Source organism: Bradyrhizobium sp. CCBAU 51765 (assembly GCF_015291725.1).
GTDB lineage: Bacteria > Pseudomonadota > Alphaproteobacteria > Rhizobiales > Xanthobacteraceae > Bradyrhizobium > Bradyrhizobium liaoningense.
Map to the genome: position 1 here is coordinate 4,668,592 of NZ_CP030038.1, position 14,847 is coordinate 4,683,438.

Consider the following 14,847-nt stretch of genomic DNA (forward strand, 5'->3'; position numbering starts at 1 on the left):
TCGGGTCATTTGCGTTCGTAATGGTCGGAGACCAGGCGATCGAGCAGGCGGACGCCGTAACCGCTTCCCCAGCTCTGGTTGATGTCGGTCTTCGGTGCGCCCATGGCGGTGCCTGCGATGTCGAGATGCGCCCAGGGCGTGCCGTCGACGAATCGCTGGAGGAACTGCGCCGCAGTGATCGAGCCGCCATGGCGGCCGCCGGTGTTCTTCATGTCGGCAAACTGGGAATCGATCAGCTTGTCGTATTCGGGGCCGAGCGGCATCCGCCAGACCTTCTCCCCACTCTCGACGCCGGCCACGAGCAGCCGGTCGGCGAGTTCGTCATTGTTGGAGAACATGCCGGCGTGCTCGATGCCGAGCGCCACCATGATCGCGCCGGTCAGCGTCGCCAGGTCCACCATGAATTTCGGCTTCACCTTCTTGGCGACGTACCAGAGCACGTCGGCGAGCACGAGGCGGCCCTCCGCGTCGGTATTGATGATCTCGATGGTCTGACCGGACATCGAGGTGACGATGTCGCCCGGCCGCTGGGCGTTGCCGTCGGGCATGTTCTCGACGAGACCGATGGCGCCGACCACGTTGACCTTGGCCTTACGCGCAGCGAGCGCATGCATCAGGCCGACGACGCAGGCCGCGCCTCCCATGTCGCCCTTCATGTCCTCCATGCTGCCGGCCGGCTTGATCGAGATGCCGCCGGTGTCGAAACAGACGCCCTTGCCGACGAAAGCGACCGGCGCCTCGCCCTTCCTGGCCCCGTCCCAGCGCATGATCACGGTGCGGCTCGGCCGCGCCGAACCCTGGCCGACGCCGAGCAGCGCACCCATGCCGAGCTTCTGCATCGCCTTGACGTCGAGCACCTCGACCTTGACGCCAAGCTTGCGGAGCTGGCCGGCGCGGCGCGCGAATTCCTCGGGGAACAGCACGTTCGGCGGCTCGTTGACGAGGTCGCGCGCGATGATCACGCCGTCGATGACGTGGGCGGCCGAGGCAAACGCCTTCTTCGCAGCACCGGCATCGCCAACCGCAAGCGAGATGTCGGCACGCGTGCCGCCCTCCTCGCCCTCCTTCTTCTTCGTCTTGTAACGGTCGAACTTGTAGGTGCGTAAGCGAAGGCCCGAGGCGATCGCCACCGCCTGCTCGCTCGTCATCGCGCCGCCGGGCAGCTCCGCCATGATGGTCATGGCGCTGGTGCCGGAGGGCAGCTTGCTCGCGGCCACCCCGCCGAATTTGAGGAAATCGTTCGCCTTCAGGCCGGTCGCCTTGCCGGCGCCGATCACGATCAGCCGGGTCGCCTTCACGCCGTCCGGCGCCAGAATGTCGAGCGCGGCCGCGCTCTTGCCTCTGAAGGCGGCGGCGGCCGCCGCGCGCTTCACAAGATCGACAGCGCCCCCCAGTGCCTTGGCCGTCGCCGGGCCGAGCTTCAGGCCGTCATCGCAGAACACCACCAGGATGCCACGGGGGGCGGCAGACAAGGGGACAAAGCCGACCTTGATGGCATCGGACATGGGTAACTCCTTTAATGCATGAAACTTTTCGCCGTTCGGCGGTGCCGGTCCCAGCCGAAGCTGAACGGCGATTCACTGAGGCTTGCCCTACTATGGGCCAGCGGGCTGCCCGATGCCAAGCGCCGCCGTGGCCGCCCGGCCACAACCAGCGAAATATTAACCATATATTGAAGGTGCCACGGGGCAGCCATTTTGTTGACGGATCAAAGGGATGGTAGTGAGAAAGTGAACCACCGGAAGAGCTGATGGCCAACCTTGGGGATCCCCTGATCGGGGATTGGTTGGACAGCCGGAATTCTGGTCGACATCGGGGCTGATGGGGATTCGTGCGGTAGCGCATGGGGTCGATCGATAGGTATATTTTCCGCACGACGCTGGCGTCGTTTGCGCTCGTCCTGGTCAGCCTCACCGGCGTGATCTGGATTACGCAGGCGTTGCGCGGCATCGACCTGATGACGAGCCAGGGTCAGACCATCCTCACCTTCCTCGGCATCACCAGCCTGGTCATCCCGGCCCTGGTCCTGATCATCTCGCCGATCGCGCTGATGATCGCGATCTCGCATACGCTGAACAAGCTCGCGACCGATTCCGAGATCATCGTGATGAATGCCGCCGGCTTCTCGCCGTTCCGGCTGTTCTATCCATTCTTCTATGCCACCTGCGTGGTGGCGCTGCTGGTTGCCTTCATCGCGGCCTATCTCGCCCCCGACGGCATGCGGCGGATCAAGCAGTGGGACGCCGAGATCACCGCGGACGTGCTCACCAACATCCTCCAGCCCGGCCGCTTCGCCCAGCTCGACAAGAACCTGACGATCCGGATCCGCGAGCGCCTGCCCGGCGGCATCCTCGCCGGCATCTTCATCGACGACCGCCGCGATCCCAACGAGCGCGTCTCGATCGTGGCCGAGCATGGCGAGGTCGTGAAGAACGACACCGGCTCGTTCCTGGTGCTGGAGACCGGCAATCTCCAGCGCTTCGAGGCGGGCAAGCGCGATCCCGCGCTGGTGGCCTTCGGCCGCTACGGCTTCGACATGTCGAAGTTCTCGGGCCAGGGCCGCGACGTCACCCTCGGCATCCGCGAACGCTATCTCTGGGAGCTGTTCTCGCCGTCCGAGGACGATCCAGTCTACAAGCAGATTCCCGGCCAGTTCCGCTCGGCCCTGCACGACAGCATCCTGGCGCCAGTCTATCCCTTCGCCTTTGCGGTACTGACCTTCGCCTTCCTGGGCGCGCCTCGCACCACCCGCCAGAGCCGCAATTTCTCGATCGGCTCCTCGATCATCGCGGTGTTCGGCCTGCGCATGGCCGGCTTCGCCTGTTCGGTGATGGCGGTGAAATCTCCGGGCGCGGTGCTGGCCCAATACGCGATGGTCCTGGGCGCCATCGGCGTCGGGCTCTGGATGATTGTCGGCGGCTTCGTGGTCGAGCCGCCCCCTGGCCTGATGGAGGCCATCAACAGGTCGAACGCACGGATCGCGCGGCTGTTCGGACGCCCGGCCGCCGCATGAGCATGCTCACCAACACACTCGGGCGCTATTTCGCCGGCCGCTTCGTGGTGGCGGCACTCGGCGTGTTCGCCAGCATCTTCCTGCTGCTGGTGCTGGTCGACTACATCGAGATGGTGCGCAAGACCTCGGGCCTCGCCTCCGCCTCCGCGATCATGGTGGCCGAGACCTCGCTGTTCCGGGTGCCGCAACTGCTGGAGAAGCTGACGCCGTTCTGCATGCTGATCGGCGCCATGACCTGCTATCTCGCCCTCTCCCGCCGGCTCGAGCTCGTGGTGGCGCGCGCCGCCGGCATCTCCGCGTGGCAGTTCATCTCGCCGGCGCTCGGCAGCGCGCTCTTGATCGGGGTGATCGCCACCGTCGCCTACAATCCGATGTCGGCCAATTTGCGCGAAGCCTCCAAGCGCATGGAAGCCGAGCTGTTCGGCTCGGCGCCCGGCGGCGGCATCCAGGACGCCTCCGGCTTCTGGCTCAATCAGGTGACCAGCGACGGCCAGACGATCATCAATGCGGCGCGGAGCGAGCAGCAGGGCATCCGGCTCACGGGGCTCACGCTGTTCCGGTTTGACCCGGACCAGCACTTCAAGGAACGGGTCGAGGCGCGCGAGGCGACGCTCGAGGCCGGCCGTTGGCTGTTCAAGGGCGTCCGCCGCTTCTCGCTGGACGCGCCGCCGATCGAGCAGGCCAGCCTGGAGATTCCGACGACGCTGACCGAAGCGCAGGTCCGCAACAGCTTTTCCACACCCGAGACTGTGTCTTTTTGGCAACTACCGAGCTACATCCGCTCCTCCGAGAGCTCGGGCTTCGCGACAGCAGGTTACCGACTCCAGTATCAGAAGCTTCTGGCACAGCCGTTTTTGCTTGCGGCCATGGTGATGCTCGCGGCCTCCGTGTCGTTGCGCTTCTTCCGGATGGGCGGCGTGCAGAAGATGGTTTTGAGTGGCGTGGGCGCAGGCTTTCTGCTCTACGTTCTGTCGAAAGTAACTGAGGATTTGAGCAAGGCTGAGTTGATGCATCCGATCGCTGCGGCGTGGTTGCCCGTTGTGGTGGGCGGCCTCACCGGCTTTTTGGCCTTGCTCTATCAGGAGGACGGATAGTGACTGCCGTCCACCGAGGGCTCGTGTCTCGTTTGACGCGGCGCACATTGGTGCGTGCGGACGGGTGCGGCTGGTCCATTCGCAGGCTCATGCTCGCTGTCGCCGCTGCCGCCTCGCTCGGCGGGCTGATCGGCGCTGCCACTGTGGCGCCGGCCAGCGCCCAGAGCTTTACCTACAATCCGCTGCCGCCGCGTCCGAAGCCGCCGAGGGTCGCCAACGACAACCAGATGCTGGTTCAGGCGACCGAGGTCGACTACGACTACAACAATTCGCGCGTCTCCGCGGTCGGTAACGTCCAGCTGTTCTACAACGGCACCAGTGTCGAGGCCGACAGGGTCATCTACGATCAGAAGACCAAGCGGCTTCATGCCGAAGGCAACATCCGCATGACGGATGCCGACGGCAAGATCACCTATGCCGAGATCCTGGATCTCTCCGACGATTACCGCGACGGTTTCGTCGATTCGCTGCGCGTGGACACGGCCGACCAGACCCGCATGGCCGCGAGCCGCGCCGACCGCTCCAGCGGCAACTACACGGTGTTCGAGAACGGCGTCTACACGGCCTGCGCGCCGTGCAAGGACGATCCGAAGAAGCCGCCATTGTGGCAGGTCAAGGGTGCGCGCATCATCCACGACCAGCAGGAGAAGATGCTGTATTTCGAGACGGCGCAGCTCGAATTCTTTGGCGTGCCGCTCGCCTACATGCCCTATTTCTCGACGCCCGACCCGACCGTGAAGCGGAAGAGCGGCTTCCTGATACCGGGTTATATTTCCGGCACGGACAACACGGGCTATGGCGTCGAGGTTCCCTATTATTGGGCGATCGCGCCCGACATGGACGCAACCTTCACCCCGCGCTTCCTGTCGCGGCAAGGCGTGCTGCTGCAGGGCGAATTCCGGCAGCGCCTGATCGACGGCGCCTACCAGATCCGCGCGTACGGCATCAACCAGCTCGATCCCGGAGCGTTTGCCGGGCAGCCCGGCGACCGCGACTTCCGCGGCGCCATCGACACCAAGGGTCAGTTCGCATTGAACGACAAATGGGTCTGGGGCTGGGACGGCGTCCTGATGTCCGACTATTATTTCTTCTCGGACTACCGGCTCTATCAGTACCGCGACCCGCTCGGCTCGTTCCTGCTGCTGCCGACGGAAGCGCTGTCGCAGCTCTATTTGACCGGCGTCGGCAACCGCAGCTTCTTCGATGCGCGCACGATGTACTGGCTGAGCTATTCGGGCAACCAGAGCCAGGTGCCGATCGTCTATCCGGTGATCGACTACTCCAACGTGCTCAACTATCCGGTGTTCGGCGGCGAGTTCAGCTACAAGACCAATTTCGTCAACCTGTCGCGTGACGGGGCGGTGTTCGATCCGATCACGACGGTCGCCAACACCAGCAGCCTGTGCACCACGGCGTCGGCCGATCCGCTGGCCCGTACGCCCTCGCAGTGCCTGCTGCGCGGCTTCCCCGGCACCTACACCCGCCTCACGGCGGAGGCGCAGTGGCGCAAATCCTTCACCGATCCGCTCGGCCAGATCTGGACGCCGTTCGCCAGCCTGCGCGCCGACGCGATCAACTCCTCGGTCTCCAACCAGCCCGGCGTGTCGAACTACCTGCCCGTCGGCGACACCCAGGCGTTCCGCCTGATGCCGACCGTAGGCCTGGAGTACCGCTATCCGTTCATCAACATCCAGCCCTGGGGCTCGACAACCGTCGAGCCGATCGCGCAGATCATCATCCGCCCGAACGAGACCTATGCCGGCAAGCTGCCGAACGAGGACGCCCAGAGCATGGTGTTCGACGCCTCGAACCTGTTCAGCGTGGACAAGTTCTCCGGCTACGACCGCGTCGAGGGCGGCGGCCGTGCCAATGTCGGCGTGCAGTCCACCACGCAGTTCGACCAGGGCGGCGCCGTCAAGGTGCTGTTCGGCCAGTCCTACCAGCTGTTCGGCCTGAACTCCTTCGCGGTCCAGGACACCATCAATACCGGCCTGGATTCCGGCCTCGACAAGCCGCGATCCGATTACGTCACGAGCGCCAGCTATTCGCCCAACAGCACCTACACGTTCAGCGTCCGCTCCCGCATGGACGAGCAGACCTGGAACGTGCAGCGCTTCGAGGCGGAAGGCCGCGCCAACTTCAATCGCTGGTCGGTCAGCATGCTGTACGGAAACTACGCGGCCCAGCCCGAGCTCGGCTATCTGACCCGCCGCGAGGGCATCCTGACCACAGGCTCGCTGAAGATCGCGACCAACTGGGTGGTGTCGGGCTCGGCGCGCTGGGACCTCGAGGCCAACAAGATCAACCAGTATGTGGTCGGGGCCGGCTATGTCGACGATTGCTTCGTGCTGGCGGCGAACTATGTAACTTCGTATAGCTATTCCGCGGGCACCGCACCGCCCGTGCTGAGCCACGCGTTCATGTTCCAAATCGGCCTGCGCACGCTGGCGAACTCGTCGACGACCAGCAGTTCCACCGGCCTCCAGTGAACGGGTTTGAAGTGCCGGCCGCGTTTGCTCATCACGACGCGGCTGACATGCGAGCGACATCATGACGACCCCATTTCCTGTCTTCCGCCTCCTTCTCGCCCTCGGTGCCGGCCTGCTGCTGCTGACCGCCCTGCCCTCGCCGTCGCGCGCGCAGAACATCGTCGTCATGGTCAACGGCGATCCGATCACCGATTTCGACATCGAGCAGCGCTCCAAGCTGGACCAGCTGACGACGCAGAAGACCCCGAGCCGGCAGGAGGTCATCAACGAGCTGATCGACGACAAGGTGAAGCTCAAGGAGGGCAAGAAGTACGGTGTCGACCCCGGCGTGTCCGACATCAACCAATCCTATGAAGGCATGGCGCAGCGCATGCGCATCACGCCGGATCAGCTCACCAAGTCCCTCGAATCCAAGGGCGTCCGACCCGAGACCCTGAAGGGCCGCATGAAGGCCGAGATGGTCTGGACCAGCCTGGTGCGCGGCCGCTACAAGGAGCGCCTCCAGGTCGGCGAGCGCGACGTCGCGCAGGCCGTGCAGGCCCAGACCGGCGAGAAGCTCCAGGTCGAGGGCACCGAATACAAGATGCAGCCGATCGTGCTGATCGTGCCCCGCGGCTCGTCCGCAGCGTTCCTGGAAACACGGAAGAAGGAAGCCGAGACCTATCGCTCGCGCGTCGGAAGCTGCGAGGAGGCCAACTCGCTGTTCCGCTCAACGCCGAACGCCACCATCCGCGACAGCGTCACCAAGACCACCGCGGAGCTGCCCGAACCGCTGCGCAAGGTGCTCGACGACACCCCGATCGGCCACCTGACCGCGCCCGAGGTGACCAAGGCGGGCATCGAGATGGTGGTGCTGTGCTCGCGCAAGCCGACCATGATCGACACGCCGAAGAAGCGCGAGGTCCGCGAGAAGATGTACCAGGAGAAGTACGAGAAGACCCAGAAGGCCTATCTCGATGAGCTCCGCAAGGCCGCGATGATCGAATATCGCAACCGCTGATGGCCAACTCCCTCCTCGAGCCTTCCGCCAAGTCCGCAGCCGAGTCCGCAGCCAAGCCCCTTGCCCTGACCCTGGGAGAGCCCGCCGGCATCGGCCCCGACATCACGATCGCGGCCTGGCTCAGGCGTCGTGAGCTGAACCTGCCCGCCTTCTACCTGCTCGGCGACGAAGCGCTGATCGCGCAGCGCGCCAAGGCGCTCGGCGCCGATATCAGGATCGCCGCGGTGAGCCCCAACGAGGCCGCTTCCGCCTTCACTGATGCCCTGCCCGTGGTCGCGACCGGCGAGCGCGCGACCGCCGAGCCCGGCAAGCCCGACGCGTCGAGCGCGCCGGCCGCGCTCGCCTCGATCCGTCAGGCGGTCATTGACGTGCGCGCGGGTCGTGCCGACGCCGTCGTCACCAATCCGATCGCCAAGAGCGTGCTCTACCGCGCCGGCTTCCGCCATCCCGGCCACACCGAATTCCTCGCCGAGCTTGCCGCGGAGAACGGCCGCGTGCCGCAGCCGGTGATGATGCTGTGGTCGCCACAGCTCGCCGTGGTGCCCGTGACCATCCACGTCTCGATGCGCGATGCGCTGGGAGAGCTCACCAGCGCGCTGATCGTCTCGACCGTCCGCATCGTCGCCACCGAACTGAAATCCCGCTTCGGCATCGCAAAGCCGCGCATCGCGGTCTCCGGCCTCAATCCGCATGCCGGCGAAGACGGATCGCTCGGCCATGAGGAGCAGACCGTCATCGCCCCGGCGCTGAAGGTGCTGCGCAACGAGGGCATCGAAGCCACGGGCCCGCTGCCCGCCGACACCATGTTCCACGAGGCCGCGCGACAGACCTATGACTGCGCGGTCTGCATGTATCACGACCAGGCGCTGATCCCGATCAAGACGGTCGCCTTCGACGATGCCGTCAACGTCACCCTCGGCCTGCCCTTCATCCGCACCTCGCCCGATCACGGCACCGCCTTCGACATCGCCGGGACGGCCAAGGCCAATCCGGCCAGCCTGATCGCCGCGCTCAAGCTTGCGCGCCGCATGGCCGCTTCCCAAAGCTAATGGGCGCGATCGACGACCTCCCGCCGCTGCGCGAGGTCATTCGCGAGCATGCGCTGTCGGCCAGGAAATCGCTCGGCCAGAACTTCCTGCTCGACCTCAACCTCACCGCACGCATCGCGCGCGCGGCCGCGCCGCTGGACGAGGCGACCATCGTCGAGATCGGCCCCGGCCCCGGCGGGCTGACGCGGGCGCTCCTCGCGCTCGGCGCGCGGCGCGTCATCGCCATCGAGCATGACGAGCGCGCGATCCCCGCCTTGCAGGATATTTCGGCGCACTATCCCGGCCGGCTCGAGATCGTGCATGGCGACGCCATGACGTTCGATCCGCGCCCGCTGCTCTCGGGCGAACGCGCGAAAATCGTCGCCAACCTGCCCTACAACATCGCGACCCAGCTTCTCATCAACTGGCTCACCATCGAGCCCTGGCCGCCCTGGTACGAGATGATGGTCTTGATGTTCCAGCGCGAGGTCGGCGAACGCATCGTGGCGCGCGAGGACGAGGAGGCCTATGGCCGGCTCGGCGTGCTCGCCAACTGGCGCTGCGAGACCAGGATCCTGTTCGACATTGCGCCGTCCGCCTTCGTGCCGCCGCCGAAGGTCACCTCCTCCGTCGTGCGCCTGATACCGCGCGCAGAGCCGCTTCCATGTGACCGAAAACTGCTCGAGCAGGTTGCTGCCGCAGCCTTCGGGCAGCGCCGCAAGATGCTGCGGCAGAGCTTGAAATCACTGGGTGTTGATCCCACGCGGCTTGCGCAGGCAGCCGGCGTCGATGCGACGCGGCGCGCCGAGACCATTCCGATTTCAGGCTTTGTTGCCATGGCCCGTGAATTGGCCGATATACGCAGCGAAACGTGACAATCATAATTTCGGAGGAAGGAATATGGCGTTGATGCGTCGACAATCCCTGGTCAAGTTCGATGCGCCGCTGTGCGAGACCATCGTGGACACGCCCAAGCCGCAAGGCCGCGAGGTGCTGGTGCGCATCGAGCGCTGCGGCCTCTGCCATTCCGACCTGCACATCCAGGACGGCTATGCCGATCTCGGCGGCGGCAAGAAGCTCGACACCACGCGCGGCATGACGCTGCCCTTCACGCTCGGCCACGAGATCGCCGGCGTCGTCGACGAAGTCGGCCCGGACGTCGCGGCCAGCCTCGTCGGTGCCAAGAAAGCCGTCTTCCCCTGGATCGGCTGCGGCCAGTGCCGCGATTGCCTGACCGGCGACGAGAACCTCTGCGTCAAGCAGCGCTTCCTCGGCGTCTCCATCGACGGCGGCTTCGCCACCCACGTGCTTGTGCCCGACGCGAAATATCTGCTCGATTACGATCCCCTTCCCGTCAACCAGGCCGCGACCTTGATGTGCTCCGGCGTCACCGCCTACGGCGCGCTCAAGCGCCTGGTCGACCGTCCGCGCCAGCGCAACCTGCTGCTGATCGGCCTCGGCGGCGTCGGCATGATGGGCCTGTCGTTCGCGCAGGCGATGTTCAAGCAGCCGATCACGGTCGCCGACCTCTCGCCGGCCGCGCGCGAGACCGCACTCAAGAACGGCGCGGCCTTTGCCTATGACCCGGCCGAGTCTGACGTCATCAAGCGCATCCTCAAGGAGACCGAGGGCGGCTTCGACGAGATCGTGGATTTCGCCGGCAACGAGAAGTCGATGGCGTTCGCGGTGGCGGTCGCCGCGCGCGGCGGCAAGATCGTGGTCTCCGGCCTGATGGGCGGCCAGTTCACGCTGCCCATGGTGCAATGGGTCTACAAGCGCATGACCATCGAGGGTTTCATGGTGGGCACGCTCGCCGAAGCCCATGAGCTGATGGCTCTGGCGCGCGCCGGCAAGATCAAGCCGACGCCGATGCGCGAGGAGCCGATGGGCGACGTCCAGAAATGGATCGACGAACTGCGTGCCGGCAAGGTCGTCGGCCGCATCGTGCTGAAGAACTGACTCACGCGGCGGCGGGCCTGACCGAAGTCTCGCCCGCCGCACGGAACGCCTTCGGCCCGGCCGCGTTGGCTGCGCATGTCCATTCGCTGCACCGTCGAAAGCGCGTTTTTCATCGCCTGGAGCTGCCTGGAGACGAGCGGCGAGCTCGGTCCGCCGGACGAGAGCGCGAACTTCCTGCTCGACGCGATCGAGGCGCAGCTTCGAACCGGTGAGCGCCGGCAGTTGATCCTCGCCAACAGGGCGATCGACGCGTACCGCGCCGCGGCCGACGATCCTCGCTGCCGTCCAGCCCGCTGAAGCCCAGGGCAATCGCATTTGAATATTCCAGAGGTCGTCATGCCCGGCCATGACGCTGTGGAGACAGCCGGTGCCCATAGCCACATCTCATATGCGATTGCCCTGCGCCGAAGCCCGCGACGCTGTGCTCTAATTTTCCACGTCCGAACGTCCGTTGTGTGCACTTTGGAACCGTCGGTTCCGCCGCGGAAACGTAGGTTTCCCGCTGGCGCCGATTCCCGGCCCGCCAAGAGAACACATTGTGACCGGTCGGCCCCAGAACGATCTGCTCCGGCAGCTCAATCACCAGGATTTCGAACTGCTCGCGCCTCACCTCCAGCCGGTCGAACTCGAGGCGAGCCACATCCTACATCACGCCGGCGACGACGTCGCAGCGGTTCATTTCCCCTGCGGTCCCGCGCTCGTGTCCTTCGCGGTGCCGGTCGAGGACGATCGCGAGGTCGAAAGCCTCTTGGTGGGACATGAGGGTGCGGTGGGCATTGCCCCCGGCCGCACGGCTTCGCTCGCCTATTCGCGCATCGTCGTGAAGCTCGGCGGCACCCTGGTCCGGCTGCCGCTGCGCGCGCTCGAGCAGGCGCAGCAGAGGTCGGCCACGCTCCAGGAGGTCTTCTTGCGCTATGCCGACTGCCAGTTCGCGCAGCTGCTGCAGTCCGCGGCCTGCAACGCTGCGCATTCGATCGAGCAGCGCGCCGCCAAGTGGATCATGTCCACGCAGGAACATATCGGCGGAGCCGAGATCCCTCTCACCCACGAGCAGCTCGCCGGCATGCTCGGCGTCTCCCGCAGCTATGCCAGCCGTGTCATCCAGATGTTCAAGGCGAGGCGCATTCTCGCGACCCGCCGCGGCGCCATCCTGATCCTCGACGCATCGGCACTCGAAGCAAGAGCCTGCTGTTGCAACAACTGGGTGAACAAGTATTTCGACGAGGTGCAGGGCACAGCGGCAGCCGCCGAGGGCTAGACTAAAGCGTGATCCGAGAAAGTGCGCAGCGGTTTTCCGAAAAGATCGTGCTTAAACAACAACCGAAAGCGCGATGACGATTCATCCTGATCGCATCGCGCTATAGGCCTCCGTCTCACGCAAGCGGCGGCGACTGCCGCTTCAGGTGCAGATAGACCGGACTGAAATCTCCGAGCCGCTGCAACTCGCGCCATTTCAGCACGATCAGCTCCCCCTCGCGCAGATCCATGACGCCGCTTCGCCTGAGGTCGGCGAGCGTACGGTTGACCGTCGCGATCGCCATGCCCAGCGTCTCGCCGAGCTGAGCCAGGCTGATCGGCACGCGGCAGCGATTGCCGCGGACCAGATCCGCCGCGCGGGCGCGGTAGAACAGCTCGCAGAACAGGTGCGCCATGCGCGCCTGCATCGGCCGGGCGCTGTTGTTGGTGATGGCCTCGCGAAAGATCGCGGCGTCGAGCAGAGTCTCGCGCCACACGGCCAGCGCAAAGGTTGGCCGCCGCCGGAAGGCGATGAACAATTCGCGATGCGGGATGAAGGCGACTGAGGCCGGCCCCAGCGCGCTCAATCCGTGGTCCATCTGGTCGATGAACAGCCCTTGCGCATCCGGAAGGTCGCCGGTGAGATGGAACGCGAGGTACTGCCGCCGCCCGCTCCCGAGCAGGTGGTAGCGCGCGACCATGCCGGAGACGACCAGCACCGAATGTTCGGGTTCGTCGCCCTGACGGATGAAATCCTCGTTGGGCGCCAAATCGCGCAGCGAGAAGGTGAGCACCCGGATTTCCGCGATGTCCTCCTCTGCCAGAGCGGTATGCTCGGAAAGGTTCCGGATCAGTACGTCGTGGGCTTTTTCCATGGGGCCGCCAAAAATCGCGCCGGTTCTATCAAATGATACGTCCGACTTGCATTCAGCGGATTAGAACGCGCGTCGAGAGCACAGGTTGCTGACCGGTTTGCCACCGTACCAAGTCGCATCCAGCCCGCCCCCTCGACCGCGAACGAGCCGTCCCTTCATGAGCCCTACGACCATCCTGGAGCGCATCCGCAGGCTATTCACGTCAGGTGCGAGCGAGCACCTCGACAGCATCCGTGATGCTTTGCTCGCGGGCACGTTGAAAGAGCCGGTCCGGCCAATGTCCGATCAGGAACTCGCCCGCGCCATCCGCGAGTTCCGCTCCGCGCCGGTCTCCGACGGGACCCTCGCAAAACTCTCGCAGCGCTTCGTCGCGGCGTCGGTGCCGCGAGACGTCTGAAGCAGCACGCGAGGCTCATGCCGCATCCGAAGTTCATCGCGCGTCTCCAGGCGATCGAAGGCCTGTCCGAGGACGAACGCCGGCAGATCGCAGGCTTGCCGTCCACGCTGCGCCAAGTCGCGGACGGCGAGATCGTGCTGCGCCAGGGTGAGACCGCTTCACGCTGCGTCTTCGTCGTCAGCGGCTTCCTCTACCAGGCTCGCATCGTCGGCGATCGCAGCCAGATCCTCGCCTTCCACGTTCCCGGCGACATGCCGTGCCTGCACACGCTGCTGGTCTCGCCGCTGGATGCGGACCTCGTCGGGCTCGGCCCGACCATCGTCGGCACCGTCACGCACAGCCAGCTGCGCCAGCTTCTCGACGGCTCGATCCACCTGACGCGCGCTTTCTGGCGCGAGACGCTGATCGACGCGGCGATCTCGCGACAATGGATCGCGCGCCTCGGCGCGCAGGCAGCGCTGCCCAAGGTCGCGCATCTCATCTGCGAACTTGCCGCGAGGCTGGAGGTCGTCGGCCTTGTCAGGGACGGCAGTTTCCAGATTCCGATGACCCAGCGGCACGTTGCGGACGCCTGCGGGCTCTCGATCGTCCACGTCAATCGTACCATCCAGGAGCTGAGGCATCGTGGGCTGATTGCATGGGAGGGCAGCGAGATCGAGTTGCTGCAGCCCGACGAACTGCGCAAGCTTGCGGATTTCAGGCCTGATTATCTGCGATGAGCGCGGCGCCGCGCGAGGCGCTAGCTCGTACGTCGAATCTCCTCCCGCTGGGACTCGACCTCCTCGGCGTCTTCGTCGTCGACCGTCATGACGTGGTCGCGGCCGGCCACCTTGAGCAGCTCATCGAGCTTGGCGTGGATCGCCTGGGTGTCGCGGTGCTCGGCGCGCTGGATCACCAGCGTCATGCCCCATGTCGCCAGCGTCGCGAACGAGTGCCATTCGAGCCCGTTGCCCACCGTGATCCAGGCGATGCAGTAGACCAAATAAACGGCGAACGCGGCCGGGCGCGAGGTGGCGACGCCGATCTCGGTGAGCCAACCCTTTGACTTCGGAAGGGACATGTGCGGCAACTCGCGTAGGCCGCCGGCGTTCCCGCAGACGCTGAAGATGCGCTGGCCGGGTCGCCCTCTAGGATCGCGACGAATGCCGCCGCCAGTGTCCGAGCAGCGGACCGCCGGCCCCCAGCACAGGATCCGTCTTCGGCTTGCGGACCTTGGCGATGCGCTTGGTCGCGTCAGTCCGATCCCGCGTGTCGGTGCACTCGTCGTACGTGCCGTCCTGCGGGTAGGCTCCGACGACCAGAAAGTCCCGGCCGGACTCGATCAGCCGGTGTCCCGTGCCCGCGGGCAGGACCAGAACGTCACCAGCCTTCACATTCAGGATGCGACCCTTGATGCCGCCGCACTCGATTCTGGCCGTGCCGCGCGCCACGCCCATCACTTCATGGATCTGCGAATGGTAATGGACGAAATCGTACACGGTGTCGCGCCACGACCGGGCCCAGCCATTCGTGGCGAACAGCGTGTCGATGATGACCTCGGGCGGAAAACGCCGGCCCTTCAGCTTCACCGCCCCGCGATAAAGCAGCGCCGGAAGTTTCGGATTGTTCGGCACGATGCCATCGTCGCGAAAATGGATGGCTATCGGTTTCCGCGTCCGGACCAGCGCCCGCAGCGTCGCCGCATCGGGATGCTCCTCCACAAGCTTCCTGGCAAAGTTCTTGATCTGATCCTTGACCGGCATGCTTGCTCCTCGGT

The 14,847-nt window shown here is 65.4% G+C and carries 15 protein-coding genes; 11 read left to right on the plus strand and 4 right to left on the minus strand.

Annotated elements, in window-relative coordinates; translation table 11 throughout:
• Positions 1 to 5 precede the first annotated feature (5 nt).
• Positions 6 to 1,505: a leucyl aminopeptidase gene (locus XH96_RS22425; RefSeq protein WP_194387698.1), complete on the minus strand. Its 1,500-nt coding sequence runs from the start codon at positions 1,503 to 1,505 to the stop codon at positions 6 to 8.
• Between the two features lie 338 nt (positions 1,506 to 1,843).
• On the opposite strand from XH96_RS22425, the gene lptF reads away from it, so the two are divergent.
• The 9 genes from lptF (at position 1,844) to XH96_RS22470 (ending at position 11,841) form a co-directional block, all read left to right on the plus strand.
• Entirely contained in the window at positions 1,844 to 3,013 is a 1,170-nt protein-coding gene (lptF, locus tag XH96_RS22430) for an LPS export ABC transporter permease LptF (RefSeq protein ID WP_194387699.1), read from the plus strand.
• A complete protein-coding gene (lptG, locus tag XH96_RS22435; RefSeq protein ID WP_028178692.1) occupies positions 3,010 to 4,107 on the plus strand; it encodes an LPS export ABC transporter permease LptG in 1,098 nt (365 codons plus the stop codon). The genes lptF and lptG overlap by 4 nt, the downstream gene beginning before the upstream one ends.
• Positions 4,107 to 6,596 (plus strand): LPS-assembly protein LptD, encoded by a 2,490-nt coding sequence (locus XH96_RS22440; RefSeq protein ID WP_194387700.1) that lies wholly within the window; start codon positions 4,107 to 4,109, stop codon positions 6,594 to 6,596. Before lptG ends, XH96_RS22440 begins: the two co-directional genes overlap by 1 nt.
• A 61-nt stretch (positions 6,597 to 6,657) precedes the next feature.
• On the plus strand, positions 6,658 to 7,596 hold the full coding sequence (locus XH96_RS22445) for a SurA N-terminal domain-containing protein (RefSeq protein ID WP_194387701.1): 939 nt from the start codon (positions 6,658 to 6,660) through the stop codon (positions 7,594 to 7,596).
• Complete coding sequence (pdxA, locus tag XH96_RS22450; RefSeq protein WP_194387702.1) at positions 7,596 to 8,645, plus strand: 4-hydroxythreonine-4-phosphate dehydrogenase PdxA; 1,050 nt, start codon at positions 7,596 to 7,598, stop codon at positions 8,643 to 8,645. Before XH96_RS22445 ends, pdxA begins: the two co-directional genes overlap by 1 nt.
• Complete coding sequence (gene rsmA / locus XH96_RS22455) at positions 8,645 to 9,499, plus strand: 16S rRNA (adenine(1518)-N(6)/adenine(1519)-N(6))-dimethyltransferase RsmA (RefSeq protein WP_194387703.1); 855 nt, start codon at positions 8,645 to 8,647, stop codon at positions 9,497 to 9,499. The genes pdxA and rsmA overlap by 1 nt, the downstream gene beginning before the upstream one ends.
• Before the next feature lie 25 nt (positions 9,500 to 9,524).
• Entirely contained in the window at positions 9,525 to 10,583 is a 1,059-nt protein-coding gene (locus XH96_RS22460; protein WP_194387704.1) for an alcohol dehydrogenase, read from the plus strand.
• Between the two features lie 75 nt (positions 10,584 to 10,658).
• Positions 10,659 to 10,880: a hypothetical protein gene (locus tag XH96_RS22465; RefSeq protein ID WP_194387705.1), complete on the plus strand. Its 222-nt coding sequence runs from the start codon at positions 10,659 to 10,661 to the stop codon at positions 10,878 to 10,880.
• A gap of 241 nt (positions 10,881 to 11,121) precedes the next feature.
• A complete protein-coding gene (locus XH96_RS22470; RefSeq protein ID WP_194387706.1) occupies positions 11,122 to 11,841 on the plus strand; it encodes a Crp/Fnr family transcriptional regulator in 720 nt (239 codons plus the stop codon).
• Positions 11,842 to 11,956: 115 nt separating this feature from the next.
• Here XH96_RS22470 and XH96_RS22475 read toward each other — a convergent pair whose 3' ends face one another.
• Positions 11,957 to 12,694 carry a Crp/Fnr family transcriptional regulator gene (locus tag XH96_RS22475; protein ID WP_194387707.1) on the minus strand — a complete coding sequence of 246 codons (738 nt, stop codon included), beginning with the start codon at positions 12,692 to 12,694 and terminating at the stop codon, positions 11,957 to 11,959.
• 157 nt (positions 12,695 to 12,851) lie between these two features.
• Here XH96_RS22475 and XH96_RS22480 point away from each other — a divergent pair, with 157 nt between their 5' ends.
• Both XH96_RS22480 and XH96_RS22485 read left to right on the plus strand, forming a co-directional pair.
• Entirely contained in the window at positions 12,852 to 13,091 is a 240-nt protein-coding gene (locus XH96_RS22480) for a hypothetical protein (RefSeq protein ID WP_194387708.1), read from the plus strand.
• A 17-nt stretch (positions 13,092 to 13,108) separates the two neighbouring features.
• Positions 13,109 to 13,810, plus strand: a complete 702-nt coding sequence (locus tag XH96_RS22485) for a Crp/Fnr family transcriptional regulator (RefSeq protein WP_194387709.1) — start codon at positions 13,109 to 13,111, stop codon at positions 13,808 to 13,810.
• 20 nt (positions 13,811 to 13,830) lie between these two features.
• On the opposite strand, the gene XH96_RS22490 is transcribed toward XH96_RS22485, so the two are convergent.
• Both XH96_RS22490 and XH96_RS22495 read right to left on the minus strand, forming a co-directional pair.
• Positions 13,831 to 14,151, minus strand: coding sequence for a low affinity iron permease family protein (locus tag XH96_RS22490; RefSeq protein ID WP_194387710.1), 321 nt, complete (start codon positions 14,149 to 14,151; stop codon positions 13,831 to 13,833).
• A 67-nt stretch (positions 14,152 to 14,218) separates the two neighbouring features.
• Positions 14,219 to 14,833, minus strand: coding sequence for a cupin (locus XH96_RS22495; protein WP_194387711.1), 615 nt, complete (start codon positions 14,831 to 14,833; stop codon positions 14,219 to 14,221).
• Between the last annotated feature and the right edge of the window lie 14 nt (positions 14,834 to 14,847).

Excerpts from the sequence above, each read along its gene's own strand:
- XH96_RS22425 (WP_194387698.1), bottom strand. The coding sequence starts at position 1,505 with ATGTCCGATGCCATCAAGGTCGGCTTTGTCCCCTTGTCTGCCGCCCCC.
- lptF (WP_194387699.1), top strand. The coding sequence starts at position 1,844 with ATGGGGTCGATCGATAGGTATATTTTCCGCACGACGCTGGCGTCGTTT.
- lptG (WP_028178692.1), top strand. The coding sequence starts at position 3,010 with ATGAGCATGCTCACCAACACACTCGGGCGCTATTTCGCCGGCCGCTTC.
- XH96_RS22445 (WP_194387701.1), top strand. The coding sequence starts at position 6,658 with ATGACGACCCCATTTCCTGTCTTCCGCCTCCTTCTCGCCCTCGGTGCC.
- pdxA (WP_194387702.1), top strand. The coding sequence starts at position 7,596 with ATGGCCAACTCCCTCCTCGAGCCTTCCGCCAAGTCCGCAGCCGAGTCC.
- rsmA (WP_194387703.1), top strand. The coding sequence starts at position 8,645 with ATGGGCGCGATCGACGACCTCCCGCCGCTGCGCGAGGTCATTCGCGAG.
- XH96_RS22460 (WP_194387704.1), top strand. The coding sequence starts at position 9,525 with ATGGCGTTGATGCGTCGACAATCCCTGGTCAAGTTCGATGCGCCGCTG.
- XH96_RS22465 (WP_194387705.1), top strand. The coding sequence starts at position 10,659 with ATGTCCATTCGCTGCACCGTCGAAAGCGCGTTTTTCATCGCCTGGAGC.
- XH96_RS22475 (WP_194387707.1), bottom strand. The coding sequence starts at position 12,694 with ATGGAAAAAGCCCACGACGTACTGATCCGGAACCTTTCCGAGCATACC.
- XH96_RS22480 (WP_194387708.1), top strand. The coding sequence starts at position 12,852 with ATGAGCCCTACGACCATCCTGGAGCGCATCCGCAGGCTATTCACGTCA.
- XH96_RS22485 (WP_194387709.1), top strand. The coding sequence starts at position 13,109 with ATGCCGCATCCGAAGTTCATCGCGCGTCTCCAGGCGATCGAAGGCCTG.
- XH96_RS22490 (WP_194387710.1), bottom strand. The coding sequence starts at position 14,151 with ATGTCCCTTCCGAAGTCAAAGGGTTGGCTCACCGAGATCGGCGTCGCC.
- XH96_RS22495 (WP_194387711.1), bottom strand. The coding sequence starts at position 14,833 with ATGCCGGTCAAGGATCAGATCAAGAACTTTGCCAGGAAGCTTGTGGAG.